This is a genomic window from Vreelandella arcis (genome assembly GCF_900103865.1).
Taxonomy (GTDB): domain Bacteria; phylum Pseudomonadota; class Gammaproteobacteria; order Pseudomonadales; family Halomonadaceae; genus Vreelandella; species Vreelandella arcis.
Genome location: NZ_FNII01000007.1, coordinates 178,422 through 202,908 on the forward strand (window position 1 = coordinate 178,422; position 24,487 = coordinate 202,908).

Consider the following 24,487-nt stretch of genomic DNA (forward strand, 5'->3'; position numbering starts at 1 on the left):
CAATAGCTCATTGACGTTAACGTCAACTTGCTGTGCTACTCTGAGATCCTGCTTAACAACTTATAACGCCAATCCCAACACAACGACAACAGGAGCAGTGCCATGTCCGTTCGCGACATCACCATGTATATAGATGGCCAACCCGTCGCCTCGCAAAGCCAGGAATGGCGCGATGTGGTCAACCCCGCCACCCAGGAAGTCGTCGCCCGTGTGCCTTTCTGTACCGCCGAGGAAGTTGAACGCGCCGTAGCGAGTGCCAAAACCGCCTTTAAAGAGTGGCGAAAGGTGCCGTTAGGCAAGCGCATGCGCATTATGCTCAAACTCCAGGCGCTGATTCGCGATCACGCCGGCGAACTGGCGGCGTTGATTACCGAAGAACACGGTAAAACGTTACCTGATGCCGAAGGCGAGGTAGGCCGTGGCTTGGAAGTCGTTGAACACGCCTGCTCAATCACGTCGCTACAGCTGGGTGAGCTGGCTGACAACGCCGCCAATGAGGTCGACGTCTATACCATGCACCAGCCGCTGGGCGTTGGGGCGGGCATTACCGCGTTCAACTTCCCGATTATGCTGCCCTGCTTTATGTTTCCGCTGGCCATTGCCACCGGTAATACCTTTGTTCTGAAGCCCTCCGAGCAAGACCCTAGCTCGACGATGCGGTTGGTGGAACTGGCACACGAGGCAGGCATTCCAGCGGGTGTGCTAAACGTGGTTCACGGCGGCCCCGACGTGGCGAATCAAATCGCCGATCACCAGGATATTAAAGCGCTGTCGTTTATTGGGTCGAGCCACGTGGGCTCGCTGCTTTACAACCGCTCTGCCGCAGCAGGCAAGCGCATGCAGGCCATGATGGGGGCTAAGAATCACTGCGTGGTAATGCCCGATGCCAACCGTAGTCAAGCGATTGATAGCCTGTTGGGGTCGGCCTTTGGGGCCGCCGGCCAGCGCTGCATGGCTAATTCGGTGGTGGTGCTGGTGGGGGAAGCCCGCGAATGGCTGAACGACATTGTCGAAGGCGCCCGCAGCATGAAAGTCGGCCCCGGTACCCAGCGCGATGCGGATCTTGGGCCATTGGTATCCCCCCAGGCCAAAGAGCGGGTCGAGCGGTTGATCACCGCGGGCGAAAAAGAAGGCGCCAAGCTGATGGTCGATGGCCGGGGTTGCACGGTTGATGGCTTCCCGAAGGGTAACTTTGTGGGGCCCACGCTGTTTGCTGACGTCACCGCCGAGATGACCGTCTACCGCGAAGAAATCTTTGGCCCGGTGCTCTGCGTGGTCAATGTGGAAACCTTGGACGACGCCATCGCGTTTATCAACGCCAACCCTAACGGCAACGGCACCTCGATCTTTACCAACTCTGGCTGGGTGGCCCGGCGTTTTGAAACCGATATCGATGTGGGCCAGATTGGCATTAACGTGCCGATCCCCGTTCCGGTTGCCTATTTCAGCTTTACTGGCTCGCGCGGGTCTAAGTTGGGGGATCTAGGGCCTAACGGTAAACAGGCTATTGCCTTCTGGACCCAAACCAAGACCGTGACCGCACGTTGGTTTGAGCCGGAAAACGTATCCAGCGGTATTAACAGCACCATCTCGCTGGGTTAACGCCTCACTGCATAATCTTGCTTACCCATTCGCCACCTTCCCCTTGGCCTGTATAGGCTGAGGGGAAGCGGTCAGGGTTAGAAATTGTGAAACAGCGGTATGCTTTCTTCTAACAGTTGTTCGATGGGATCCAACTGGCTTTCGTGCAAGACGAGCAAAGACGGCTCGCTGATAAAGTGCTTGCCGATGGGGATCAATAGCGCAAATTCACCCTCTTCGACGTGGAATTCGTGAATCTCACGCAGGCCAAAAGATGTGTAGCACTGAGTGCAGCGGTACGCTTCGTCTTCGCCGTACACCAGGCGATGGTACATTTTGAACAGCGTATAAAGGGCTAACCCGCCTTCAAATGCTGGCCATCGGGCGGGAATCGTGCGTGTCTCTTCGTTTAAGGGTTGCCCATCGGCCTCAGCATTGGCAATCGCGTCGTTGAGCGGAGACGCCAGCAGCGCGTCGTCATCGGCAGGAAACGCAATATTGTCTTTTGAGGCTTGGGTGAAGTCGTTTACCGCACGCTTGAAGTCGGCCACGTTATGAATGGCGTAATCGACATGCTGCAGATCCTGCGGTTCAAAACCGCCGTTTTCCCACCCATGGATGACCCTTAGTGTCATCAAGCCACGCTCCATTGGGCGCGCTAACAGCATATGCAGCATGATATGAATGTGCAGCTGCCGCTCGTCGGCATCGTTTTCAAACGCGTTGTAGGGGTCTGCAAACAGTTCGTGTAGCCTTCCCGGCGTATGTTCCCTGGCTTCTGTGTAGTGCATTAGCGTTTTCCCTTGTGGCGAACCGTTGCACGGTTTCTATAACATTATTAGGTTACTTACTGAGTATGGAGAGCGGCTGCCCAGATTGAAAGACCCGCCCCGTTAAACATAACCTGTCTGCTTAATTGAGCACAGACAGGCACTTTACGCCGAGGCGATTATCGTTGAAGATAATGTTAGCTTAAATAAACCTACTCACTAACTGTCGCCAGGGGAGCCCTAAGGGGCTGAGAGTGCGCTTCGCGCTAACCCTGGAACCTGATCCGGATTATACCGGCGGAGGAAGCGCGACATGCCTTACCTAACATCAGCCGTGCTCGCCGCGGCGCTCTGTGGTTTTATCCTGCTTGGCCTGCGTGCGCGTTGGGTCGACGGCACGGTCGATGACTACATCACTGCTCGTAACTCGCAGTCGGGGGCGACCCTCGGCCTTTCTTTTCTTGCCTCGGGCATGGGGGCGTGGATCCTGTTTGCCCCGCCGGAGATCGGCGCCTTTGTCGGGCCTGTGGCCCTGGCAGGCTATGCCATTGGCTCGGCGCTGCCGTTTATCGTGCTGGGCCTATATGGCCCGGCCATCCGCCGCGCGTTGCCCGAAGGCAGAAGCATCGCTGAGTTTGCCCAGGCGTGCTATGGCACTGGCGTGCGCCGTTGGGTGTCGCTGGTATCAGTGGCCTATATGGCGTGTTTTTTAGCGGCGGAATTGACCGCCATCGGCGCGATTACCGCGCTGCTTTCCGATGTGCCCCCTGCTGCGGTGGTGCTGGGCGTAGCTTTAAGCACGCTAGCGTATACCGTGCTTGGCGGGCTGCGGGCAAGCCTTGCCACCGACCGCTGGCAAGCTTGGCTATTGGTGGCCCTGCTGCTTATTGTCAGCAGCGTGGCGTTCACGCACCTGCCCACCATGCCTTCAGTGTCGTCGATGCCGAGCGCCCCGTTAAGCGAGGCGTTAAGTGTTGCGCTAACCTTGGTGATCGCGGTCACGGCGGCCAATCTTTTCCACCAAGGGTATTGGCAACGGGTGTGGGCCGCGCAGGACGCCGGCAGCCTGGGCCGTGGTGCTTGGCTGGGTGGTGGCCTGACGATCGTCGTGGTGATGGTGATTGGCGGCTTGGGGATACTCGCCGCGATGAGCGGCGTTGAATTGGGCAATCCTCCCATGCCGTTTTTTGCGCTGCTGGCTAACGCCCCTGCGTGGCTCGCCATGCTGGCCCTGGTGTTAGCCGTTACGCTGGTGGCGTCGAGTGTCGATACGTTGCAGAACGCGATTGCCTCTTTAATGGTGTCTCAGCATGAGCAGCAGGGGCGGTCATTAATCACCGCGCGCTGGTTGACCGTCGCGCTGATGTTGCCGGTGGTGATTATCGCCCTGCAGGGGCTATCGGTATTGCGACTTTTTCTGATTGCCGACCTGCTGTGTGCCGCCATTGTCGTTCCAGTGCTGCTGGGGTTGTGGCGGCATATGAGTGCCATGGCTGCGATTGGCGGCGGCCTTGCGGGGTTATTGGGGGCCGTATTGCCTGGCTGGTTTGCCAACGGCAGCCTTGAAGCGGGGCTTTTAGCGGCCACGTTCCCCGGTGGCATCCCTACGCTGGGCCCCTTTTTAGGCGCGTTGTGCGCCTCAACGCTGGTGAGTGTGGGCTTGGCGATGGCGAGACGTTTTCGCGCACATTGAGCAATGCTTCGCCGTTCGCGTTATGCTGGTCGACCACCGTCTATCAGCATGGGTGACAACATCATGAACTACCCAATTTTGCCCGACGAAGAAGCACGTCTGGCAGCGCTTTATGAACTGGCGCTGCTGGACACGCCCGATGAGCCTGCGTTTGATCGGGTTACGCGTCTGGTCACTCAGTTGCTGAACGTCCCTATGTCAACAGTAACGCTGATCGATGCGAAGCGTCAGTGGATCAAATCCCGTGTCGGAACCGATACCCGTGAAACCTCACGAGACGTGGCGTTTTGTGCCTACACGATTGCCGATACTGCTCCGCTGATCGTCGAAGATGCCCGCCATGACCCACGTTTTGCCAGTAATCCGTTGGTCACCGCTGAGGAGGGTATTCGCTTCTACGCCGGTATTCCGTTACGAACTTCCCAAGGGCTTGCTCTGGGGTCACTATGCGCCATTGACACCCAACCGCGCAGCATTAGTGCTGCCGAGCTCGCCGCGCTTGAAGATTTGGCGTCGATTCTCACCGATGAAATTCACCTCCGCGAACGGTTTTTGTTTGAAAAAAAGCGCCGGGAAGCTTCCCAGGCGTCACTTGATGCACTGCATCTCGATCTCGAAAACCAGATTGAACGGCGCACCCGAGAGTTGAACTTGGTGATCGAGTCGGCCTACGACGCCTACATCAGCATTGATGATCACTATGTAGTGCTGGATTGGAACCGCGCGGCGGGATCCATGTTTGGTTGGTCCCGCGAAGAAGCGCTTGGGCGGCCCATTCAGCAGCTAATTTTTCCCGATGGCGTGCCCGAAGGCGATCAGCAAACGCCAGTGACCTACTATGCGGCACGCCGTGACGGCAGCCAATTACCCGTGGAAATGCGCATCAAGGCGCTGGAAATTGAGGGCGAATACCGGCGTAGCCTTTTTCTACACGATGTTACCGAGCGCATACAGCTAGAACGACTCCTTGATCAGCAGGCTCGTGAAGACGCGCTTACCCAGTTGCCTAACCGGCGCGCGCTTGATGAGCGGTTGCCGGAGGCCATGGCGCGCACGCGACGCCTGCAAAGCGCTCTGGCCGTGTTGTTTATGGATCTTGATGGGTTCAAAGCCATTAATGATCTACATGGGCATGCTGCCGGAGATGAACTGCTGCGCGAAGTGGCTAAACGCCTTACCGCGGCCGTGCGTGAAACCGACTATGTGGCCCGCTGGGCGGGCGACGAATTTGTATTGTTGCTGGAAAATATTGTGCCCGACGCTGCCGAGCGGCTTGCCCAGCAACTCGTTGAGACAATAGAGCAGCCACTAAGTCTGGACGATGTCACCGCTCATATCAGCACGAGCATTGGGGTAGCCCTGTATTACCCTAATGTGGATGAAACCGCCCAAGAATTGCTTAAGCGAGCCGATGTGGCGATGTATGACGCCAAGCACGCAGGCAAAGCGCAGGTGAAAGTGGCCGACACACCCGCTTAACGCTGTGCTGCTAAGTCATTAAGCTCTACTAAGCCAAGGACGACCATGATTCGAACACTGTTAACCACCCCCGACGGCGAGGTGCACGAAGGTGACGAGCAGCTCATTGGCAGATGGCGGCAAACGCCGGGTAGTCATATCTGGGTGGACATGCAAGGCGAAAGCCAGGCCGATGAGCAACGCCTTCTAGAAGACTTTGAGTGCCATCCAATGGCCATTCAAGATGCCCACAGAGAGCGCCACCCGCCGAAAATTGAAGAGTTCAATAACCACACGCTGATCATCTACCGCGGGATTTCATCGTTTGACGCCCAGCTTAATTTTGTCCCCCAGCAGGTGTGTTTTTTCATTGGGGAGCGGTTTTTAGTCACGCTGCACCCCGGCGAGGCGCTGAGCATACAGCGTCTTTTCAACGACCAAGGCCGGGCGTTATTGGCGCATTCGCCGGAGCATGCGGCGCTTAGGGTCATGTACCTGTCGGCGGGGTTTTATATTGATAGTCTGTTGGAGTTCGAAGCGGAGCTTAGCGATCTGGAAGATGAACTGCTGGAAAATGGCAACGATGTGCTGATGCGGAAAATCATCGCCTACCGCTCGCGGCTGGTGAAAATGCGCCGCATATTCAGCTATCACAAGGGAATTACCCAGGAGCTAACCGCCTACGATTACGCTCACTTGCCTCGCGGCGAGAGCGAAACCCTGCACGCGATTACCGACGTAGAAGAGCGCTTTGAGCGGTTGTATACCCTCACGCAAATGTACTACGACATTTGTGGCGACCTGGTGGATGGCTATATTTCGATTTCATCGCACCAGCTCAACATCACCATGCGAGTGCTTACGGTCATCACCGCTATTTTTGTGCCGCTTACCTTTATCGCCGGTGTCTACGGCATGAATTTCGAATACATCCCCGAACTCGGCTATCGATACGGTTACTTTTTTGTCTGGGGGGTAATGTTGGGCATCGGCGGCGTGTTGATTTGGCTGTTTAAGCGAAAGCACTGGTTTTAGGGTTCGCACTAACCCTAGGCGTTATGAAAGGGTGGCCGTCTGCTTGAGACAATACGAAAGTTTGTTATGGTTCTAAATAGTCATATTGGTCTTTTAAACCACTCCTAGAGGAGCCCGCAAATGACTGACGTTGCAACGCCTCCTACCACCATGGCGGCCATGCTGCTAACCGGTCATGGCGGCATCGAAAAGCTGGAATATCGCCAGGATGTAGCGACCCCAAGGCCCCAGGCAGGCCAAGTGTTGGTGCAGGTTACCGCAACGGCGAAAAACAATACCGACCGTAAAGCCCGCGAAGGACTGTATCCCACCAAAGATAAAGGGGACGTCACCTCGTTTGCCATGGGGGGCGAACCGACGCTTACCTTCCCGCGCATTCAAGGCGCCGATGTGGCGGGCCGCATTGTGGCGGTGGGCGAGGGCGTCGATGCCGCGCGAATCGGCGAGCGGGGGTTGTTGGACTTTAATCTTTACGCCGATGATCGCCGCGATATCAATCTGACCCCGGACTACTACGGCCACGGCGCGGATGGCGGTTTTGCCGAGTACATCGCCGTTCCCGCCGATCAGTTTCATCACGTGCCCAACCCGGAGCTGCACGATGCCGAGTTGGCCGCCATGGGGATGTGCTCTTACCAAACGGCCTATCACATGATGACGTCGGCCAGCATTGCGGCCGGTGAGCGCGTGTTGGTCACCGGCGCCAGTGGTGGCGTAGGCACGGCGCTAATTCAGCTTTGTCGCGTGGTTGGCGCAATTCCTTATGCCGTCAGCCAGCCCGATAAAGCCGATGCACTCCTGGCGCTTGGCGCCGAAGCGGTGATCGACCGTGGCGATCTGCCCACCTTTGTGGATCGCGTATTGGCCACGACGAACGGTCAACCCATCGACGCAGTGATGGACTTGGTCGGCGGCGATATGACCAACCTGTTTATCGACACCATGATTGTTGATATGCAGCACCGCAAGCGCTATCCGCGGCTTTCCATTGCGGGCGCCAGCGGCGGCAATCTCAGCGAAATTATGTGGACGAAAATTTATCTGTACCAGGTGCAGATCTTTGGCGTCTCCCACGGCACTCGGGAAGAGGCCGAGCAGTTAATTGCCTGGATTCGCAGTGGCGATCTAAAGCCTGTTTTGCATGCTGCCTTCAAGCTGTCTGAACTCCATGAAGCCGAGCGCTATTTCGTCAATCGCGATAGCAACTATCTGGGTAAGATCGTGATCGTCCCGGACAGCCAGTGGCAAAACCACGGCGCGCCGTTTGCCCTAAACGCACCCTAATCGCAAAGAGACCGGCGAATGAATACTCAGCACACTATCCAGTTAATGGATACCCACGCGGGCGGTGACGTCAGCCGCATTGTCACAGGCGGCATTGACCATCTTCCCGGTAATAGCGTCCGCGAACAGATGGAATACCTGCGTGACGATGCCGATGGCCTGCGTCGACTGTTGCTTGAAGAGCCTTACGGTATCCCGGAAATGTCGGTGGATCTGTTGGTGCCGCCCTGCGACCCGGAAGCCGTTGCCGGCTACATTATTATGGAAGTGATGGGCTATCCGATTTACTCGGGCTCTAATACCTTGTGCACCGCCACGGCGGTACTGGAAAGCGGCATCGTGCCCAAGCAAGAAGGCATTCAGCGCTTCAAACTCGAAGCACCGGCCGGCTTGGTACAGGTCGAAGCCAGGGTACATAACGGCGTGGTGGAATCGGTCACCTGTGGCGGTTTGCCCAGTTACATTGATACCTACCGCGAAACGATCCAGGTGCCCGGCATCGGCCCCGTGACCTATTCGATTGCCTACAGCGGTGGCTTTTACGCGCTGGTGGATGCCGCCGAATTAGGTTTTAAGCTAACTCTGGAAGAAGAGGCGGCGCTGGCGCTTTGTGCACATAAAATCGTTGAAGCGATTAAAGCAGAACGCGGTTTTTCCCATTACACCCTGGGCGATGTGGGGCCGCTACCGTTTTTGCATTTCATGGGGCCGGAAGAGAAGGTCGCTGACGGCTACGTTCGCTCGCGCTCCACCACCTATGTTCATCCCGGCGTGATTTGCCGCAGCACAACGGGCACAGGTACCTCCGCTCGGCTGGCGTTGATGCATTACGAAGGGCGGCTTCATCAGGGCGACAAGCTGGAAACCGTGTCGCTGCGCAACACCGGCTTTATCGGTACATTCGTCGACTCGCATCAGGAAGGCGCGTATCAGGTGGTGGAAAATACCATCACCGGGCGCAGCTATGTGCTGGCACATTCGGATATTGTGATTAACTGCGACGATCAGATGGTGAACTGCGGCGAGTTACATCACATTTTAACCGATCGTCATCATCCGCCTCGCGCTGAGATTCCCTCAGAAACGACATAGCCCTCGGCCTCAATGCGTTCCCACACCGGGGCCTTATCGGCCTCGGTCATCTTTCCCCAGCCTGCGATTTCATCCAATGTACGGCCGCAGCCTTCACAGAGCGATTGGCTTGGCTCGATACGGCAGACTTTCCGACAGGGAGATAGCGGACGGGGAGAAGGGGGTGAAGTCACAGGTATCGTTAACCTCTTAGACGCAAAAAAGGGGCGCGCGGAAGCCGCGTTCAACGGCTAGCGTAACATGACCCGCTCGCCACGGGCTGTGATAGCGTAACGACTTCGTTCATGTGTTGATGAGGAAAGGCCATGCATTGTTTGCTCGATGAATCGCCGTTAGAAGCAGGCACCTTATATCGGCTATTGTCCGGCACGATTTGTCCGCGCCCAATCGCTTGGGTGGCTACCCAGGATCGCAACGGCAACGACAACCTTGCCCCGTTTTCGTTTTTTAATGTCGTCAGCGTTGATCCACCGGTGGTGGGGTTTTCGCCGCTTCAGAACGGGCAGGGGCGTAGCAAAGATACTGTGCGCAACCTAGAAGAAAACCCCGAATGCGTGGTGCATATCAGTAGCGAAGCGCTGGTCGATGCGCTCAATACGACCAGCGCCAGCCTGTCGCCCGGTGAGGATGAGTTTATGCTGGCGGGGCTGGAAAAAGCCGCCATGCCCGGGGTATCGGTGCCTCGCATCGCCAGCGCGCCGGTCGCGTTTGGCTGCCGTTTGCGCGATATTATTCACTTTGGCGACCAACCCATGGCAGGCAACCTGGTGCTTGCCAACGTGATTTCCCTGCATCTTGATGACGCTATTTGGGACGGCCGTCACGTCAACTTGGACGTGCTTAAACCGGTCGGCCGTTTGGCAGGCAGCGATTACATCCGCACCACAGACCGTTTCGCCTTGCAGCGCCCCCGTTAACCCTTCAACCCATCAGCCAACGGATGGGTTACAAGTCGTTACTATGTTTATTAGTAATTACGAATAGTCGTCCTTTAGTTCAGGATTTTGCGGCCGATAGTGCTTCTGTATGTTCGCCACACTGATATTCAGTGTGGCGAAAGCGTATCTTCACGGCACTGTTTTACAACACTTTTTACAAGTTGTTTTAAAACTAATTAAAAAAGTTATTACACAAGCCGTACTTGGCAAAAAGCTGGCAAGCAAATTGAGGAAGGGCAATGCGACGATTTTGGATAGCGTTACTGGTAAGCATGGTGTGGGTTCCGGTGGCCCAGGCAGAGCTTAATTTTGCCATTGTAGCCCCTGATACAGGCGCGGCTGCTTCGCTCGGGCAAGGCATGAAAAAAGGCATTGATACCTATTTTGCCGAGGTCAATGCGGCGGGTGGGGTGAATGGTGAAACACTTTCTCTCACCGCCTTTGATGACCGGTACGACCCGCTGAGTGCCGCTCGGCATACCCGCGAGGTGGTCAATAACGACGACATCCTAGCGGCGATTGGTAACGTGGGTACGCCCACCGCAACGGTTACCATACCGATCCACAATGAAGCGGAAACCCTCTTATACGGTGCCTTCACTGGTGCGGGGGTATTGCGCCAATCTCCCCCTGACCGTTATGTCATTAACTATCGTGCAAGCTATGTTCAAGAAACCGCGGCGATGGTCAATGGCCTGATGGAAGCCGGCATCGAGCCGGAGGAAATTGCCTTCTTCACCCAAAACGACAGCTTCGGCGACGCTGGCTACAACGGGGCGAAGCAAGCGCTTGAAGCACAGGGCTTTACCGGCATCCAAAACCTCGCCCACGGACGCTTTTCCCGCGGGACCCGCAACGTTCATCAGGGACTGGCCACCATCCTCCAGGCGGCTGAAACGCCCAAAGCGGTGATTATCGTTGGCACTTACGGCCCCGCCGCTGACTTTATTCGTGAAGCTCGCCAGGACATCCCTGATGCGGTGTTCCTCAACGTGTCCTTCGTGGGCAGCCAGGCGCTGTTGAATGAACTGGGTGATCAGGCAGACGGCGTGATCGTGACCCAGGTAGTGCCGCCATTGGACGCTGATCTGCCCGCCGTTGAAGCCTACCGCCAGGCCCTCGATGAACATGCCAACGGCAGTGAGCCTGACTTTGTTTCGCTGGAAGGCTATCTGGCCGCCAAGTTGTTTGTGGAAGGTGTAAAAGCCGCCGGCGACTCACCGGATCGCGAGGCAATTGTCGACGGCCTGCTGGGGTTGGGTGAGGTAGACATTGGCCTGGAAGAGCCGCTGCACCTGGGGCCTAACGACCACCAGGCGAGTGACAGCGTCTGGCCGACGATCATTGACGACGGAAAATTTGAGTTAGTCGAGTGGTCAACGCTGCTGCGCTAAAGCGTTCATCCGCTGCTGATGCGTAATTTACCTCTGACACAAGCGAAGTAAGCTAATGAAAAAAACTCTCAGTTTACGTGCCATGTTGATTGGCTTGTTTCTGGCTGCCGTTATCGGTGCCGTGGTGCTGGCGGCAACTGGTTGGATCACTAATCAGCGTTTGATCGATTCGCAGCGCTACATCACCGGTGAAGTAATGCCGCTGCAAAATGCCAGCCGCGAGATGGTGTCGACCATGGGCGCATTTGGACAGCGTCATGCCGACCTGCTGGCCGCCGAGAACGCCGCCGATCTGGAAGAGATCCCCACCCGGGAAACCCTGGATCAGCGCTTTAATCAGGCACGCGATGACCTGGCGGCCGACGATGCCGAAACCCAGTCAAGCCAGTTGGCCACGCTGGATGAGCACTACCAAACCCTGCTTGCAAGCGACACCTCGCTGGAAAACGTTCGCGAGGAAGAACTCGCCCTTCAGGCTCGCATGAACGAGCAACTGGCCGAGATGCAGGCGTTGATCAGCGAAGTGATGAGTAGCGCCGGCGATATCGCCGGGCGGACCGCGCTCGTTCAGGTGCGCGAACAGCGCGCGCTAGAGGACCAACTGAACGCCTGGCGTAGCGACGGCATGACCACCTTGCCGACGGGCCTGCTGGATAACCTGTTCAGCAATGAAGCGGACGTGACCCGACTGAGTAGTGAAGTGCGCATCGCCGTGGCCATGCTGGCCGACCTTGGGCGTCGCTTATTGCAGGTGGAGAGCGAAGACGAGCTGGTCAACCTGCGTCACAATCAGATCGGCCAGCAAATTGGTTTGGCTCGGCAGTCGCTGGCGGGGATCATGAGCGCGCCAAGCGCCGATACCGAACAGGTCGCGCTGGTTAACGAATTGGACGATATTATCGTCGAGCTGGAAAGCCTGATGCTCACTGATGAAAGCTCCGTCTACGCGCTGCGTCAGCAGCAGCTGGAGCGTCAGGAGCAGGTTCAGAATGAGCTGAATAACGTCGGCCAGGCAATGGCGCAGATGGGCGATGCCCTGACCGACGTTGAAGCCTATGCGGTGGCACAAGCCGATACCGCCGCCGAGCAGGCTGAAACCCTGGCCAACGCAGGGCGTACGCTATTGATCACGGTGACCCTGGTGGTGATTGCGCTGCTGGCGATCTTCGGCTGGCGCACCATGGTACGCGTGCTGGGGCCGCTGCTGACCATGCGTCAACAGATGGAAAATATCAGCGGTGCCGCCGGCGAAAATGCTGACCTGTCGATGCGCCTTGATTTGCAGCGTAATGATGAAGTCGGCCAGACCGCGCAGGCGTTCAACCGCATGATGGACACCTTTGAAGGCATGGTGGCGCAAATTCGTCAAAGCGCCGAGGCGATTGCTGCCAGCAGCCGCCAGATTGCCTCGGGTAACGAAAACCTCTCCCAGCGTACCGATCAGCAGGCCGCTTCGCTGGCGGAAACCGCGTCGAGCCTCGAGCAGATCACCGCCACGGTCAAGCAAACCGCCGACTACGCGGACCATGCCAAAGGCGCGAGCAACAGCGTTGATCAGCGCGCCCGTTCCGCCGGAGATGTCGCCCAGCGCACCACCCAGGCCATGGGCGATATTCGCGAGGCCAGCGAAAAAATCACCAGCATCATCAAGGCCATCGACGACATCGCCTTCCAGACCAATCTGCTGGCGCTCAACGCCTCGGTAGAGGCCGCCCGGGCCGGTGAGCAAGGACGTGGTTTTGCCGTGGTCGCCCAGGAAGTCCGCAAGCTGGCCGGTAGAAGTGCGGAAGAAGCCGCACAGATCCGCCATCTGGTCGATGACAGCGTGGTCAAGGTGAGCGAAGGCGAGCACCTGGTGAATGCCTCGAGCACTCACCTAAATGAAATCGTCGACAGCCTGACCGAAGTCACGCGCTACGTGACGGAAATTGCCCAGGCGACCCACGAGCAGTCCTCCGGTATTGAGCAGATCAACCAGGCGATTGCCCAGTTGGATCAGGTGACGCACCAGAACGCCCACCTGGTGCAGGAAGCCTCCACCGAAAGCCAGACCCTCGACGAGCGTGCCAGTGACATGAACCTGCTGGTAAGCCGCTTCAAGGTCGGCGAAGGTGCCGGACAGCGCCATCTATCCCTGCCGGAGCAGAAGCCAGCGCCCCGCCTCAGCTAGTCTGCCCATACACCCGCCGTCATCGCGCAAGGCTTGGCGGCGGGTGTAGTAACGGCCTACTACCCGTCTTTTAATGGCGCTTGCTAAGCTCAAATCACACGCGCTCCGCGTGGAACTCCAACGTGTGGATAACAAGGAGACTTGAGATGAGCAGCAAGCGGATTTTAATGATTACCGGCGACTTCACCGAAGATTACGAAACCATGGTGCCGTTTCAGGCGCTGATGGCGGTGGGTCACCAAGTGGACGCGGTATGCCCCGACAAGCAGGCGGGGGACAGCGTAGCGACCGCCATCCATGATTTCGAAGGCGACCAAACCTACACCGAAAAACCCGGGCATCGGTTTGCCCTCAACGCAACCTTTGCCGAGATAAACCCGGCGGATTACGACGCGTTGGTGGTGCCCGGCGGTCGTGCGCCGGAATATCTTCGCCTGAACAAACAGGTGCTCACCATGGTGCAGCACTTTTTCGAGGCCGATAAGCCGGTGGCGGCGATCTGCCACGGCGCGCAGTTGTTAGCCGCCGCCAAAGTGCTGGAAGGCAGGCAGTGCTCGGCTTACCCGGCCTGCCAGCCGGAGGTAGAGCTTGCCGGAGGTCGCTTTGCCAACCTGGACGTGACCGATGCAGTGACCGACGGCAATCTGGTCACCGCGCCGGCGTGGCCCGCACATCCGGCCTGGCTTGCCCAGTTCATGGCGGTGCTGGACCGCTAAGCGCACTTTCAATGGCCTGTGCACCGCGCTGATCGACTGGGCGCGGGGCAGTTTGGCCGCTATGCTGATGGCATAGCGGCCAATACTTCAAAGAGGCGTGTGATGTGCAAACTGTTTATTGATGCCGACCCCGCGCTGTGGCAAAGCGCGACCCATTCGCTGCGCATTGACGGCATGGTGACCAGCGTGCGGCTGGAAAACTACTTCTGGCAGATTCTTGAGGAAATCGCCCAGCGTGATGGCATGAATACCGCGCAAATGATCACCCGGCTCTACCATGAGTCGATCGCCGCCGGACACGACTTGGGCAACTTCACGTCGTTTCTGCGCGTCTGTGCGCTGCGTTATCAAGCCCTCCAGCTAAGCGGTGATATACCCACGAGCCTGGCGGTGCCGATTGGTTCGCTGGATAGCGAACCTCTGGTTGGCCAGCAGGGTGCGACTCGCGCCAACCAAGTGCACTGAACGGCTATTCGAGCCGTTCTTCCAGCCCGTCAAGAAACGCCTCGATACGGCGCGCGTTGGTGCCGACATCGCTGGCGCCCAACCGCGACGCCGAACGCATATCCACCTTGACGCCGTCTTCCTGTTCGCTCAGGCGAATCACCACGTCATCCTTGAAGCCGAACCAGCGAGTCTCGGCGGTGGCCTCGATCGTGTGGTCGCTAATCGCCGCTATCTGCCAGCCGGCCGACTCGACCTCTGACTGGGCGGCGCTAAGCACCCGCGATAGCGGTGCTGCTACCACGAGCGGCTGCACCTCGGGGTAAGCGTCCTGCTGCTGACGCGCCGTTTCATCGCCGGGGTAGTCAACGCCGTTGGGCGCGGCTTCCCGGGCGTCGCGCAGGGCGTCAAAGGTCGGCGGGTTCTGGGTGTCGGTAGTGATGTCGTGAATCACCGGGGCCTGCTGGGCCCGCTGCCATTGCTGCCACGGCATATACAGCAGCGCGGCAGTGCCCACGAGTACGATCACCGCGGTGACACCCGCGCCGGGACGGCGCGTAAAGATGCTGAGCACCAGCACAAGCAGCCCCAGCGTGGCTGCCGCGGCGGCGAGATAGGCGCCATAGCGCAGCAGGCTGAAGGCGTCGCCCAGGGCAAGCAGTTCAGTGCGGTAGGCGGGGCCTGCTCCGCCCATCAGCAACAAGGCCGCCAGTAGCGCTAAAACGCTCAGCCAGGCCAGGACGTTGGGCCAGCGGCCACCTTTGGGTTGCTGAGCGCTGGGTGGTTTTGTCATGCTTTTCTCCTGAGTGACGACGCGTTAATCCATTTATATGTCTTCAGCATAACCAGCCATGTCACGGTATGCTTGTTTTCCTGCAACGAGAACGCCAACCACAATGACGCAAACTGATACACACGCCGCACTTGCCGACCAGGTACGCACGCTGCTGACCGACAAGCCCAGCGCTGAACTACCCATGACTTACCAGCAGGTGGCAAAGACCCTGGGGCTTGAGCCGCCGCGCACAATTCAGCGCGTGGCCCAGGCGATCGAGCAACTGATGGAAGAGGATGTCGCCGCCGGGCGGCCGATGATCGCGGCCCTGGTGGTCAGCCGCCGGGACGACCTGCCCGCCGAGGGCTTCTTTGAACACGCAGTGGCGCTGGGGCGATTCCCCGCGGATCCCGACCAGTACAAGTCGTTGTACATCGTCGAGCGGGAGCGGGCGCTCAGCTTCAGAGGCGCGCCTTGCTGACATCAGCCCTGGCGGAGCGGCGCGAGCAGATCGCTCAGGCCGTTGTGGTCGATTTCATGCATCAGGTGGAGCAGCTGGCCTATTTCCCCGGCGGGAAACCCCTCCCGCGCAAACCAGTTAAGGTACGGCCCGGGCAGGTCGGCGATAAGCCGTCCTTCGTACTTGCCGAAGGGCATGGTGCGGGTCACCAGCTTTTCAAGGTCTTGCGGGTTCACGTGCGCGATCCTTTTATGTGCATTTATGCACCTTTTATCGTGTCAAAACGCTATCATCAAGCGATCGCTTTCAGATAACGCGATTAACCAGACAAACGCCACAGGAGACAACCATGAGCCTTTCCCCTTTTCATCTGGCGATCCCCGTCTATGACCTGAGTGCGGCGCGGGCTTTCTACAACGATGTGTTTGGCTTGAGCGAAGGGCGCTCCAGCGACCACTGGGTGGACTTCAACTTTTTCGGGCACCAGCTGGTCATTCACGAACACCCCAAAACCCCCGGACAGGAAGCCGTCCATACCAACCCGGTCGACGGGCATGATGTACCGGTTCCGCACTTTGGCGTGGTGCTTGGCTGGGGCGAGTGGGAGGCGCTGGCAGCGCGTTTGAAGGCCCGCGACACCCAGTTCGTGATTGAGCCCTACGTGCGCTTCAAGGGCGAAGTGGGTGAGCAGGCCACCATGTTCCTGCTCGACCCCTGCGGTAACGCGTTGGAATTCAAAGCCTTCAAAGACATGAACCAGCTATTTGCCAAGTAGCTGTCGCTTCAGGAGCGCATGGCCTGTTCTTGGCGACGATGCTGCAACGGCGCGTCGCCAAAATAGCGCTTATAGTCACGGCTGAACTGCGGCACGCTGCGGTAGCCCACCGCCTGCGCCGCTTGGCTTACGTTATGGTTATCTTGTAACAGCAATTGCTGGGCTTTAATCAGCCGTAGCTGCTTGATGTATTGCGTCGGCGATGCGCGAGTGATTTGTTTAAAGTGTTGGTGAAACGTCGAGGGGCTCATGTTGGCCTGCTGGGCCAACTGCTCAACGCTGTAATCGTCGGCGAAGTGGCGATGCAGCAACGACAGCACCTGGACAATACGCGCATAGTGGCCGTGGCCGCGCACCAGGGCTCTAAGTGCCGGGCCTTGATCTCCCTTCAATGCTTCAAACACGACATCGCGAATGCGCGCCTTACCCATCGTGGCAAGTTCCACCGGATTGTGGAGTGCGCTCACGAGTCGCCCTACCGCGGCATGCATGCCGTCATTCATCGCGACGGATGCCATCGGCAGCGTAGTGGGGTAATCGCTAGGCGCATCACCCATGGTAGTGACCATCTCGCTCAGCAGCGCTGGTTCCAATTGAATGGAAACCCCCAATAAAGGCGCTTCCGGAGAACCGTGGGTTTCACACTCAAACGGCAGCGGCAAGGTTTGTACCAAGTATTGACCAGGGTCGTAGTGAATTTCCCTATCGCCTAGATAGCCGATCTTCCGACCCTGGGCGATGATAATTAAGCTAGGCTGGTACAGCAGTGGCGTGCGCACTTGGTGGCGGTCAAGGCTGAGCAGGTTGACGCCGCTAAGTGCGGTAGGTGTCATGCCTTGTTGTTCCACCAGCGGTGTGATCAATTCAGCCAGTGTGCTGCCCACGCCGTCTATACGCATGCTAGGGGTGAATACTTCGCCCGCCATTGCTACCTCGTGATAAAATTTCCGGTAAGGAAGATGATTGTGACAGGTTTTCTACCATCTCTTGTTATTTTATAGCGATGATCCGGAGGATTGTGCAAAAATTTCGTAGCTTCATTCATCGCTATCCAGGCCTATTAGGTTAATAATGGGTGTTAATCCCCGTTGTTGAGGGGATCATTGAAAAAGGAGCTTCATTTGATGAGCCAAGCAAAAGCCTACGCGGCATTTTCCGCCGAAAAACCCCTAGCCCCGTTTACTTTTGACCGCCGCGAGCCCCGCCCGGACGATGTCGCCATCGACATCATGTACTGCGGCGTTTGCCATAGTGACCTGCATTTTGCTCACAATGACTGGGGCATGACGCAGTACCCTATTGTCCCTGGTCACGAAATCGTCGGCCGTGTGACCTCTGTAGGCGACAAGGTAACCCGTTTTAAAGAAGGCGATATTGTCGGCGTTGGCTGTATGGTAGATTCTTGCCGTACCTGCTCGGCTTGTAAAGATGGCGTAGAGCAGTACTGCCTGGAAGGGTTCACCATGACCTACGGCAGCGAAGATCGCCAAGACGGCACCATGACCCAGGGCGGTTACTCAAACAAAATTGTCGTGAGCGATCACTTTGTGCTGAAAATGCCCGATGGCATCGATTTAGCCTCTGCCGCGCCGATTCTATGCGCAGGGATCACGACCTATTCACCGCTCAAGCATCACGGCGTAGGCAAAGGCCACAAAGTCGGCGTGATTGGCATGGGCGGCCTGGGCCACATGGGCGTCAAACTGGCGAAAGCGCTGGGCGCTGAGGTAACTGTGTTTACCCGCTCGGATGCCAAAGTGGAAGAAGCCAAGCGTAATGGGGCCGACCACGTCGTGGTATCTGGCGATCAAGCGCAAATGGATGCCGTGGCTGAAACCTTCGACTTTATGCTCGATACCGTGCCGGTTCAGCACGACCTTAACCCCTACCTAGCGTCCTTGAAGTACGACGGAACGCATATCTTAGTCGGTCTGCTCGAGCCGATTGAACCGGCCATCGAAGGCTTTAATCTGGTCTTCAAACGTCGCGTGGTAGCCGGCTCGCTGATCGGCGGCATCGCCGAAACCGAAGAAGTGCTGAAGCTGTGTGCCGACCAAGGCATCACCTGCGATGTTGAAATGCTGGATATCCAAAACATCAATGAAGGCTTCGAGCGTATGAAAAAAGGCGATGTGCGCTATCGCTTTGTGATCGACATGGCAACTATTTAACCCCACACCTTAGCTAGCTGTCTTTTAACGCCCGTTGGCGAGCGCCTGCTCGCCAACGGGCGTTTTTTTGTGGCATTGGTTTGCTAGCGTGAGCCTTATCAAAGGCCACATTATTCTGCTCTGCCTGGCGTCTTTTGCCGACGGATGTTGGGCGAATGCCTAATGTTTATTTGATTTCCTTAATATTGCGCGATATTGGCCGATATCATTTACCGATACTTAAAAAAGCCAAGGGATCAATAGGATGAAGCACCTCTCGATTAAATGGAGCCTAACCGCCGCACTGGTTATATTACTGTTAATCATTGGGTTGGTTAGCGGGCTGGGTTTTTACTCAAGCACCACCAGTGAAAAAGCGCTGCACGAATTGGCGATTAATAATGAGGAACTGGCGAACGCCGCCAACCGTACCCAAGTTAACGCCCTGCGGGCCCAAACCTTTTTAGACCGCTATGCTAGCTTCAGCACCCAGGGGAACCCTGACAAAGGCCAGGAGAGCCAGGAAATGGCCCGTGCTGCCGTTGAAGCCGCTGAGGAGCGCTTTGCGCAGTTCCGCCAGGTTGAGCTGGCCGAAGATGATCCCCGCGCCGAATACGTCGAGGATATGGTGGTGGCTTATGATGCTTTCGTCACCGAAGGAATCATCCCCTTACTCGACGCGGCGCCGTTTCAAGTCCAGTTCCGTCAAGAAGAGTTGAGCGAGCTGGGAGCTGATTTTGATGACGCCATGCAGGCGTTTACGAGTTACGCCAACCAGCGTAGCGATGCCATGCGGGACAATGTCTCCTCGTTGAATAATATCGTGGGGATGATCGCCATTACCCTGCTGGTCATTGCCGTACTGGCAACGCTCATCATGCGCATGGTGATTGTGCGCGGTTTGGTGACGCCACTGCGCGAGGCGGTTACCCACTTTGAACAGATTGCCAGCGGCGATTTAACCGCTAACATTGAAGACCGAGGCCGGAATGAAGTAGGGCAACTCTATAAAGGGTTAGCCTTTATGCAGACCAAACTCAAGTCGTTGGTGGTCTCGTTACGTGAAAGCAGCGACAGCGTGTTCAGTGGCACTGGCGATATTTCAGCGGGTAGCCAAGACCTCTCGGCGCGAACAGAGCAACAAGCTTCAGCGCTACAACAAACCGCTTCCAGCATGGAGCAAATGGCCTCCACGATTAGCCGCAATACTGAAACGGCCCAAGAGGCTGATCGATTGTCGGTTGGGGCTTCGCAGTCGGCCGAAGCTGGGGGCAAAGAGGTGTCTCACACGGTTCAGCTAATGCGAGATATCGCCTCAAGTGCTGAACGCGTCAGCGACATCATCGGTGTGATTGACTCCATTGCCTTTCAAACCAATATTCTCGCCTTAAATGCCTCGGTAGAGGCGGCACGGGCCGGTGAACAGGGTAGGGGATTTGCCGTTGTCGCCAGCGAGGTGCGCTTGCTGGCAAGCCGCAGCGCTGATTCGGCCAAAGAGATTCGGCAGTTAATTGAAGCGACCACCGGCCAAATCCATCAAGGCGCCGAACAGGCCGAAAGGAGTGGCGAGACGATCAACGGCACCGTGGATTCCATTCGTCAGGTCACCGCCCTGGTAAGCGAGATTTCCACCGCCACGCGGGAGCAAAACAGCGGTATAGAACAAATCAACGCTGCATTGACCGAAATGGACTCCGTCACCCAGCAAAACGCGGCGCTAGTACAGCAAACCAACGTGGCCGCTTCCTCGCTAGAGGGGCAAGCCAAACAGCTGTCTGCCCTGATGGCTACCTTCCGGTTGAAGCAGGGTGACGTAGCTCAAGGCAGTGCCGATGGGCAGGACATGCCGCAAGATACCTCGGCGCTGGCGGCGCCCCGTAAAGAAAGCCCACGTAACAAGCAGACAGCGCCCGCCCAGCATGATAACGACGAGTGGGACGAATTCTAAAAAACGCGGTGTTACCCCGCCTCATACGAGGCGGGGAAGGTATTAGATGCTGGCGCGGACGCGTAGACGAACATAATCCGCTGTCCAATTACCCTGAGAATCGCGCAGGCTATGGCTCAACAGCATCATTGTGTTGTCGACTACCGAGTCGCGCAAATCGTCTTCCAGGCCATGCAAAAACGGCCCAGCGAAGGTCTCTAGCCAGCCGCCCATGCCGTTAGGCAGCGGGGTCGGTTGGGGAATAAGCTCAATTGAATTCACTTTGAAACCGGCTGTTTCCAGCAGGTGGCGATAGTGCTCTGCCGTAGGGAAATACCACGGATAACGCCCGCGAGCGCTAATGCCGCGAAACTGCAATGCGGCAATCAATGCCGTGCAAATTGCCGCTACGTTGCCATGCCCGCCAAACTCGGCGACAAATCGGCCGCCGGGTTTTAAGGCGCGTTTAATGCTGGCCAGCACGGCTTGCGGGTCGAGCATCCAGTGTAGCGTTGCGTTGCTAAAGACAGCGTCGAATTCTTGGTCAAACGGCATTTGATAGGCATCTATCAACCGTGCGTTGAGACCGCGCGCCTTAGCGGCGCTGACCATCTCCTCTGAGGTATCGATTCCTAGCACCTCGGCCCCGCGTTTGGCGATGCGCTCGGTTAATTGGCCATCGCCGCAACCCAAGTCCAAAATCCGTTCGCCCTGTTTGGGCGCAAGCAGTCTTAATACCTCATCCCCCTGGTCGGGCGTGAGGTTTGTATGCCGGGCATAACCCTCAGGATTCCAGGACTGCCCGGTAGGCTGGCGTGACGAATCAGTCATAAATGCTTCCTAGCGTGGTGTTCCATTTAAATTATTAACTAAGTATAGCGTGATACACGGTTAACTGCGTTGTGCTACCGGCTTTTAAATGCAACCTAAAGGTTGGTTTTTGTATCTAAGTAATTGATGAATTAACCCCGATTGCGTACGCAGGCGGTGACTATCCAATTAGGTGAGTTGCCACTAAGCTTGAGAGCACACGTTTCCCTATTATCGTATCGTTGGCACAGGACGCACAGCATGAGTGAGGAAGTACATCACGCGGAAGATGATTTTGAAGGCGGCACAGACGCCGACTCGGACGGTGCGCAAAAAGGCTCAGACAAAAGCGTCGACGGTAAGCGCAACACAGGCAGTGAAGAAAAAGATGAAGCGCGTGAGCTACCCTCTCAGGCGGCGGAGGTTCACCAACGGCTACGCATGGATGGCCAAAAAGAATTAGCGCGCGGGTCGATGGCGCTGCTGCTCTCCGCGGTGGCCGCGGGTATATCGATGAGCTTTTCCATGGTGGCGCGCGGCATCATGCATGCAAAACTGCCCGATAGTGATGTGGGGTTCCTGGTGGAGTGCCTGGGCTATACGATTGGGTTTATTGCCGTGATTTTGGCCCGACAACAGCTGTTCACCGAAAATACCGTGACGGCCGTCTTGCCTGTTATGAGCCAGCCAACACGTAAGAACTTTGGGTCTCTAGGGCGGCTTTGGAGCGTGGTGCTATTCGGCAACTTGGCGGGCGCGGCGATATCTGCCGTTACGTTTTTGTACATGCCGATGTTCGACGACGCTACCCACAAAGCGTTTATTACCCTGGGCGAGCATATGATGGAGAATTCGCCCTATGAAATGTTCGCCAAAGCAATTCTTGCCGGTTGGTTGATTGCCACCCTGGTGTGGCTGATCCCCGCGGCAGGGGAAGCCAAGGTATGGATCATTATCATCATGACGTATGTCATGGCGATCGGTGGGTTCACCCATATTGTGGTCGGGGCCAGCGAGGCGGTTTACCTGCTGTTGGTGGGTAATATCAACTGGCATGAACTGCTTTTTCAGTTCGGCTTGCCAACCCTGGCGGGTAATGTGATTGGCGGCACGTTTATCTTTGCGCTAATTAGTCATGCGCAAATTCGCGGCGACAAAGACATATCGATTAAAGACCAAAGGTAGCTGACGTCAAGCGTGTGGCAGCCGTATAACGTTGATTTTCACCGGCGGGCACGCTCGGGCGAATTGGCTATACTCCGAGTAATAAGACGTCCACATAACAAAAACGATGCTCAGGAGAACTCCATGACCCTCAAGCGTGCCTACTGCCTACTGGCAGCATTTTACAGCCTGTTACTGGTGATCGGTATCGTCGCGGTGCTGATGGGGGGCGGCACACCACTGTCGGCGGTGTATCTGGTCGTCGGTTTTTTTGCCGTGTTGGGGCTGTGGGGGGCAAGTCTCCAGCGCAGCGTCATGAACCCGCGTATGTGGCGTCCACTAGCCGTCGCCCTGGCGGTAGGGGGCGTGGTACAGCTGGTGGCCATGGTATTGGTGCCGGTATCGAGCGTGGCCCTTACCTGGGTGCTGGTCAGCAGCATTTTTGCTTTGTTATTGGCCGTGATGCTCTACCACTACGGTAACCGCGATCAGCCATTATGGGCCACGGAAGATGAGCGAAGCGCCGCTAGCCGTTTGCGCGCTATGCTCCATCAACAAACGGCGCTCACTGCGATTCATAAAGAAGGCGAGCGCGAAAACCACGCCAATGTGTTTAAAGTGGGTAATGAGTACGAAGCCAATATTACCCGCCACTCGCCGGAAGGTCAGGAAGCCTTTAGCGAACGCTTCCGCCATCCCGAATCGCTAGTGTTTTTTCTGGAAAAATTTGCCAGTATCTCGGTTAACGATTTTCAGCAGTCAACTGCCCACTAGGCTTTGTCTGAAAAGTCGGCGAGCGAAGGCCAGACAAGGCAAAAATCGGCGAAAAGACGGAGTTTACGTAGTGTAAATGAGTACTTTGAGCCGATTTTTAACGCCGTATGGTCGAGCGCAGCCAGTTTTCAGAAAGAGCCTAGGGCTTGGCCGCGTTTATTTTAAGGATACGCAAATGTTTTCCGGCCTGAGCGCCTTTCCGCTAACCCCCATGAATGAGCAGGGGCTCCAAGAACGCGAGTTTATCCGGTTAGTCGAACACTTAGCTGAGGCAGAGGTGAATTCCATTGGGGCGCTCGGATCCACCGGCAGCTATGCCTATTTAAGCCAAGCGGAGCGCGCTCGCGTTACCCAGCTTGCTGTGGCGAGCGCCGACAAGGTGCCGGTTATCGTTGGCATTGGCGCACTGCGTACTCGGGATGTGTTAATCCACGCAGAAAACGCCCAACTGGCAGGCGCTAGTGGCGTGTTGTTGGCACCGGTTTCTTACCAAACGCTCACCGATGACGAAGTCTATGGCCTTTATGAGACGGTAGGCCAATCGCTCAGCGTGCCGCTCTGCGTTTATGACAACCCTGGCACCACGCATTTTACGTTCAGCGACGAACTGCATGGCCGCATCGCGCAGTTGCCGCAGGTTCACTCCATTAAGATACCCCCGGTCGCAGGCGACCAAGCCGCCGTGCGGGAGCGAGTTGAGCGGTTGCGCGCATTAATACCTGGGGATGTCACCATCGGCATCAGCGGTGATCCGATGGCCGCGGCAGGGCTCAGTGCCGGCTGCGATGCTTGGTACTCGGTCTTGGGTGGTTTGTTTCCCGAGACAGCGCTGGCGATCACCCGCGCGGCTCAGGCAGGAGAGCCAGACAAAGCGCAGGCAATCAACCATGAACTTGAACCACTTTGGGCGCTTTATCGCGACTACGGCGGCAGCCTTCGGGTAGTGGCCACCATGGCCGAAATAACCGGCAAGGTGAGCCAACCGTGTTTGCCACTACCGCTTAAAACGCTGCAGGGCAGCGACAGAGACAGGGTCGCCGAGGTGATTGAAAAGCTCCCTCTACATTAGGCTTTTCG

25 protein-coding genes and 1 riboswitch are annotated in these 24,487 nt (G+C 56.9%); of the genes, 19 read left to right on the plus strand and 6 right to left on the minus strand.

What is annotated here, in order from left to right:
* Nucleotides 1–102 precede the first annotated feature (102 nt).
* Nucleotides 103–1,602, plus strand: a complete 1,500-nt coding sequence (locus BLR97_RS10270; protein ID WP_089705904.1) for a CoA-acylating methylmalonate-semialdehyde dehydrogenase — start codon at nucleotides 103–105, stop codon at nucleotides 1,600–1,602.
* Nucleotides 1,603–1,679: 77 nt separating this feature from the next.
* On the opposite strand, the gene BLR97_RS10275 is transcribed toward BLR97_RS10270, so the two are convergent.
* Nucleotides 1,680–2,372: a hypothetical protein gene (locus tag BLR97_RS10275; protein WP_089705906.1), complete on the minus strand. Its 693-nt coding sequence runs from the start codon at nucleotides 2,370–2,372 to the stop codon at nucleotides 1,680–1,682.
* A 200-nt stretch (nucleotides 2,373–2,572) separates the two neighbouring features.
* Nucleotides 2,573–2,675, plus strand: a riboswitch (TPP riboswitch).
* Here BLR97_RS10275 and BLR97_RS10280 point away from each other — a divergent pair.
* From BLR97_RS10280 to BLR97_RS10300, 5 genes are all read left to right on the plus strand, one after another.
* Nucleotides 2,665–4,044: an SLC5/6 family protein gene (locus BLR97_RS10280; protein ID WP_089705910.1), complete on the plus strand. Its 1,380-nt coding sequence runs from the start codon at nucleotides 2,665–2,667 to the stop codon at nucleotides 4,042–4,044. (Overlaps the previous riboswitch by 11 nt.)
* Before the next feature lie 63 nt (nucleotides 4,045–4,107).
* Nucleotides 4,108–5,523 (plus strand): diguanylate cyclase domain-containing protein, encoded by a 1,416-nt coding sequence (locus BLR97_RS10285; RefSeq protein ID WP_089705913.1) that lies wholly within the window; start codon nucleotides 4,108–4,110, stop codon nucleotides 5,521–5,523.
* 45 nt (nucleotides 5,524–5,568) lie between these two features.
* On the plus strand, nucleotides 5,569–6,537 hold the full coding sequence (locus BLR97_RS10290; RefSeq protein ID WP_089705915.1) for a magnesium transporter CorA family protein: 969 nt from the start codon (nucleotides 5,569–5,571) through the stop codon (nucleotides 6,535–6,537).
* Between the two features lie 120 nt (nucleotides 6,538–6,657).
* Nucleotides 6,658–7,821, plus strand: coding sequence for an alcohol dehydrogenase catalytic domain-containing protein (locus BLR97_RS10295; RefSeq protein WP_089705918.1), 1,164 nt, complete (start codon nucleotides 6,658–6,660; stop codon nucleotides 7,819–7,821).
* Between the two features lie 18 nt (nucleotides 7,822–7,839).
* A complete protein-coding gene (locus BLR97_RS10300) occupies nucleotides 7,840–8,913 on the plus strand; it encodes a proline racemase family protein (protein WP_089705919.1) in 1,074 nt (357 codons plus the stop codon).
* Here the strand turns inward: BLR97_RS10300 and BLR97_RS10305 are convergent.
* Entirely contained in the window at nucleotides 8,874–9,086 is a 213-nt protein-coding gene (locus tag BLR97_RS10305; protein WP_089705923.1) for a DUF1289 domain-containing protein, read from the minus strand. The genes BLR97_RS10300 and BLR97_RS10305 overlap by 40 nt on opposite strands.
* A gap of 132 nt (nucleotides 9,087–9,218) precedes the next feature.
* Between BLR97_RS10305 and BLR97_RS10310 the strand changes: the two genes are divergently transcribed.
* The 6 genes from BLR97_RS10310 to BLR97_RS10330 all read left to right on the plus strand — a co-directional run bounded on the left by BLR97_RS10310 (nucleotide 9,219) and on the right by BLR97_RS10330 (nucleotide 14,596).
* Nucleotides 9,219–9,830 (plus strand): flavin reductase family protein, encoded by a 612-nt coding sequence (locus tag BLR97_RS10310; protein WP_089705925.1) that lies wholly within the window; start codon nucleotides 9,219–9,221, stop codon nucleotides 9,828–9,830.
* Between the two features lie 109 nt (nucleotides 9,831–9,939).
* Nucleotides 9,940–10,158, plus strand: a complete 219-nt coding sequence (locus BLR97_RS19730; protein ID WP_170833010.1) for a hypothetical protein — start codon at nucleotides 9,940–9,942, stop codon at nucleotides 10,156–10,158.
* Nucleotides 10,091–11,245, plus strand: coding sequence for an ABC transporter substrate-binding protein (locus tag BLR97_RS10315; RefSeq protein ID WP_089705928.1), 1,155 nt, complete (start codon nucleotides 10,091–10,093; stop codon nucleotides 11,243–11,245). Before BLR97_RS19730 ends, BLR97_RS10315 begins: the two co-directional genes overlap by 68 nt.
* Nucleotides 11,246–11,300: 55 nt before the next feature.
* A complete protein-coding gene (locus BLR97_RS10320; protein WP_089705931.1) occupies nucleotides 11,301–13,415 on the plus strand; it encodes a methyl-accepting chemotaxis protein in 2,115 nt (704 codons plus the stop codon).
* A 146-nt stretch (nucleotides 13,416–13,561) separates the two neighbouring features.
* Nucleotides 13,562–14,131: a DJ-1/PfpI family protein gene (locus tag BLR97_RS10325; protein ID WP_089705934.1), complete on the plus strand. Its 570-nt coding sequence runs from the start codon at nucleotides 13,562–13,564 to the stop codon at nucleotides 14,129–14,131.
* A gap of 102 nt (nucleotides 14,132–14,233) precedes the next feature.
* A complete protein-coding gene (locus BLR97_RS10330; protein WP_089705937.1) occupies nucleotides 14,234–14,596 on the plus strand; it encodes a ribbon-helix-helix domain-containing protein in 363 nt (120 codons plus the stop codon).
* 4 nt (nucleotides 14,597–14,600) lie between these two features.
* On the opposite strand, the gene BLR97_RS10335 is transcribed toward BLR97_RS10330, so the two are convergent.
* Nucleotides 14,601–15,368 (minus strand): DUF1499 domain-containing protein, encoded by a 768-nt coding sequence (locus BLR97_RS10335; RefSeq protein WP_089705939.1) that lies wholly within the window; start codon nucleotides 15,366–15,368, stop codon nucleotides 14,601–14,603.
* Nucleotides 15,369–15,471: 103 nt separating this feature from the next.
* Here BLR97_RS10335 and BLR97_RS10340 point away from each other — a divergent pair, with 103 nt between their 5' ends.
* Nucleotides 15,472–15,831 carry a hypothetical protein gene (locus BLR97_RS10340; RefSeq protein ID WP_089705942.1) on the plus strand — a complete coding sequence of 120 codons (360 nt, stop codon included), beginning with the start codon at nucleotides 15,472–15,474 and terminating at the stop codon, nucleotides 15,829–15,831.
* 2 nt (nucleotides 15,832–15,833) lie between these two features.
* On the opposite strand, the gene BLR97_RS10345 is transcribed toward BLR97_RS10340, so the two are convergent.
* Complete coding sequence (locus tag BLR97_RS10345; protein ID WP_089705945.1) at nucleotides 15,834–16,046, minus strand: DUF3820 family protein; 213 nt, start codon at nucleotides 16,044–16,046, stop codon at nucleotides 15,834–15,836.
* Nucleotides 16,047–16,159: 113 nt separating this feature from the next.
* Here BLR97_RS10345 and BLR97_RS10350 point away from each other — a divergent pair, with 113 nt between their 5' ends.
* Nucleotides 16,160–16,585, plus strand: coding sequence for a VOC family protein (locus BLR97_RS10350; protein ID WP_089705946.1), 426 nt, complete (start codon nucleotides 16,160–16,162; stop codon nucleotides 16,583–16,585).
* A gap of 8 nt (nucleotides 16,586–16,593) precedes the next feature.
* Here BLR97_RS10350 and BLR97_RS10355 read toward each other — a convergent pair whose 3' ends face one another.
* The gene (locus tag BLR97_RS10355) at nucleotides 16,594–17,511 is read right to left on the minus strand and encodes an AraC family transcriptional regulator (RefSeq protein WP_244511283.1); all 918 of its coding nucleotides are present in this window, start codon (nucleotides 17,509–17,511) and stop codon (nucleotides 16,594–16,596) included.
* Nucleotides 17,512–17,709: 198 nt separating this feature from the next.
* Here BLR97_RS10355 and BLR97_RS10360 point away from each other — a divergent pair, with 198 nt between their 5' ends.
* Together BLR97_RS10360 and BLR97_RS10365 are read left to right on the plus strand one after the other, a co-directional pair.
* Nucleotides 17,710–18,756 (plus strand): NAD(P)-dependent alcohol dehydrogenase, encoded by a 1,047-nt coding sequence (locus tag BLR97_RS10360; RefSeq protein WP_089705949.1) that lies wholly within the window; start codon nucleotides 17,710–17,712, stop codon nucleotides 18,754–18,756.
* Between the two features lie 244 nt (nucleotides 18,757–19,000).
* Complete coding sequence (locus BLR97_RS10365; protein WP_089705952.1) at nucleotides 19,001–20,683, plus strand: methyl-accepting chemotaxis protein; 1,683 nt, start codon at nucleotides 19,001–19,003, stop codon at nucleotides 20,681–20,683.
* A 42-nt stretch (nucleotides 20,684–20,725) separates the two neighbouring features.
* On the opposite strand, the gene BLR97_RS10370 is transcribed toward BLR97_RS10365, so the two are convergent.
* The gene (locus tag BLR97_RS10370; protein ID WP_089705955.1) at nucleotides 20,726–21,493 is read right to left on the minus strand and encodes a class I SAM-dependent methyltransferase; all 768 of its coding nucleotides are present in this window, start codon (nucleotides 21,491–21,493) and stop codon (nucleotides 20,726–20,728) included.
* Between the two features lie 240 nt (nucleotides 21,494–21,733).
* On the opposite strand from BLR97_RS10370, the gene BLR97_RS10375 reads away from it, so the two are divergent.
* From BLR97_RS10375 to BLR97_RS10385, 3 genes are all read left to right on the plus strand, one after another.
* Entirely contained in the window at nucleotides 21,734–22,657 is a 924-nt protein-coding gene (locus BLR97_RS10375) for a formate/nitrite transporter family protein (protein WP_089705958.1), read from the plus strand.
* A 123-nt stretch (nucleotides 22,658–22,780) separates the two neighbouring features.
* Nucleotides 22,781–23,410 carry a hypothetical protein gene (locus tag BLR97_RS10380; RefSeq protein WP_089705961.1) on the plus strand — a complete coding sequence of 210 codons (630 nt, stop codon included), beginning with the start codon at nucleotides 22,781–22,783 and terminating at the stop codon, nucleotides 23,408–23,410.
* 175 nt (nucleotides 23,411–23,585) lie between these two features.
* Entirely contained in the window at nucleotides 23,586–24,479 is an 894-nt protein-coding gene (locus tag BLR97_RS10385) for a dihydrodipicolinate synthase family protein (RefSeq protein WP_089705965.1), read from the plus strand.
* Nucleotides 24,480–24,487 lie beyond the last annotated feature (8 nt).

Excerpts from the sequence above, each read along its gene's own strand:
- BLR97_RS10365 (WP_089705952.1), top strand. The coding sequence starts at position 19,001 with ATGAAGCACCTCTCGATTAAATGGAGCCTAACCGCCGCACTGGTTATA.
- BLR97_RS19730 (WP_170833010.1), top strand. The coding sequence starts at position 9,940 with ATGTTCGCCACACTGATATTCAGTGTGGCGAAAGCGTATCTTCACGGC.
- BLR97_RS10325 (WP_089705934.1), top strand. The coding sequence starts at position 13,562 with ATGAGCAGCAAGCGGATTTTAATGATTACCGGCGACTTCACCGAAGAT.
- BLR97_RS10280 (WP_089705910.1), top strand. The coding sequence starts at position 2,665 with ATGCCTTACCTAACATCAGCCGTGCTCGCCGCGGCGCTCTGTGGTTTT.
- BLR97_RS10275 (WP_089705906.1), bottom strand. The coding sequence starts at position 2,372 with ATGCACTACACAGAAGCCAGGGAACATACGCCGGGAAGGCTACACGAA.
- BLR97_RS10380 (WP_089705961.1), top strand. The coding sequence starts at position 22,781 with ATGACCCTCAAGCGTGCCTACTGCCTACTGGCAGCATTTTACAGCCTG.
- BLR97_RS10340 (WP_089705942.1), top strand. The coding sequence starts at position 15,472 with ATGACGCAAACTGATACACACGCCGCACTTGCCGACCAGGTACGCACG.
- BLR97_RS10295 (WP_089705918.1), top strand. The coding sequence starts at position 6,658 with ATGACTGACGTTGCAACGCCTCCTACCACCATGGCGGCCATGCTGCTA.
- BLR97_RS10290 (WP_089705915.1), top strand. The coding sequence starts at position 5,569 with ATGATTCGAACACTGTTAACCACCCCCGACGGCGAGGTGCACGAAGGT.
- BLR97_RS10270 (WP_089705904.1), top strand. The coding sequence starts at position 103 with ATGTCCGTTCGCGACATCACCATGTATATAGATGGCCAACCCGTCGCC.
- BLR97_RS10310 (WP_089705925.1), top strand. The coding sequence starts at position 9,219 with ATGCATTGTTTGCTCGATGAATCGCCGTTAGAAGCAGGCACCTTATAT.
- BLR97_RS10385 (WP_089705965.1), top strand. The coding sequence starts at position 23,586 with ATGTTTTCCGGCCTGAGCGCCTTTCCGCTAACCCCCATGAATGAGCAG.
- BLR97_RS10330 (WP_089705937.1), top strand. The coding sequence starts at position 14,234 with ATGTGCAAACTGTTTATTGATGCCGACCCCGCGCTGTGGCAAAGCGCG.
- BLR97_RS10320 (WP_089705931.1), top strand. The coding sequence starts at position 11,301 with ATGAAAAAAACTCTCAGTTTACGTGCCATGTTGATTGGCTTGTTTCTG.
- BLR97_RS10335 (WP_089705939.1), bottom strand. The coding sequence starts at position 15,368 with ATGACAAAACCACCCAGCGCTCAGCAACCCAAAGGTGGCCGCTGGCCC.
- BLR97_RS10370 (WP_089705955.1), bottom strand. The coding sequence starts at position 21,493 with ATGACTGATTCGTCACGCCAGCCTACCGGGCAGTCCTGGAATCCTGAG.
- BLR97_RS10285 (WP_089705913.1), top strand. The coding sequence starts at position 4,108 with ATGAACTACCCAATTTTGCCCGACGAAGAAGCACGTCTGGCAGCGCTT.
- BLR97_RS10360 (WP_089705949.1), top strand. The coding sequence starts at position 17,710 with ATGAGCCAAGCAAAAGCCTACGCGGCATTTTCCGCCGAAAAACCCCTA.
- BLR97_RS10300 (WP_089705919.1), top strand. The coding sequence starts at position 7,840 with ATGAATACTCAGCACACTATCCAGTTAATGGATACCCACGCGGGCGGT.
- BLR97_RS10375 (WP_089705958.1), top strand. The coding sequence starts at position 21,734 with ATGAGTGAGGAAGTACATCACGCGGAAGATGATTTTGAAGGCGGCACA.
- BLR97_RS10315 (WP_089705928.1), top strand. The coding sequence starts at position 10,091 with ATGCGACGATTTTGGATAGCGTTACTGGTAAGCATGGTGTGGGTTCCG.
- BLR97_RS10355 (WP_244511283.1), bottom strand. The coding sequence starts at position 17,511 with ATGGCGGGCGAAGTATTCACCCCTAGCATGCGTATAGACGGCGTGGGC.
- BLR97_RS10350 (WP_089705946.1), top strand. The coding sequence starts at position 16,160 with ATGAGCCTTTCCCCTTTTCATCTGGCGATCCCCGTCTATGACCTGAGT.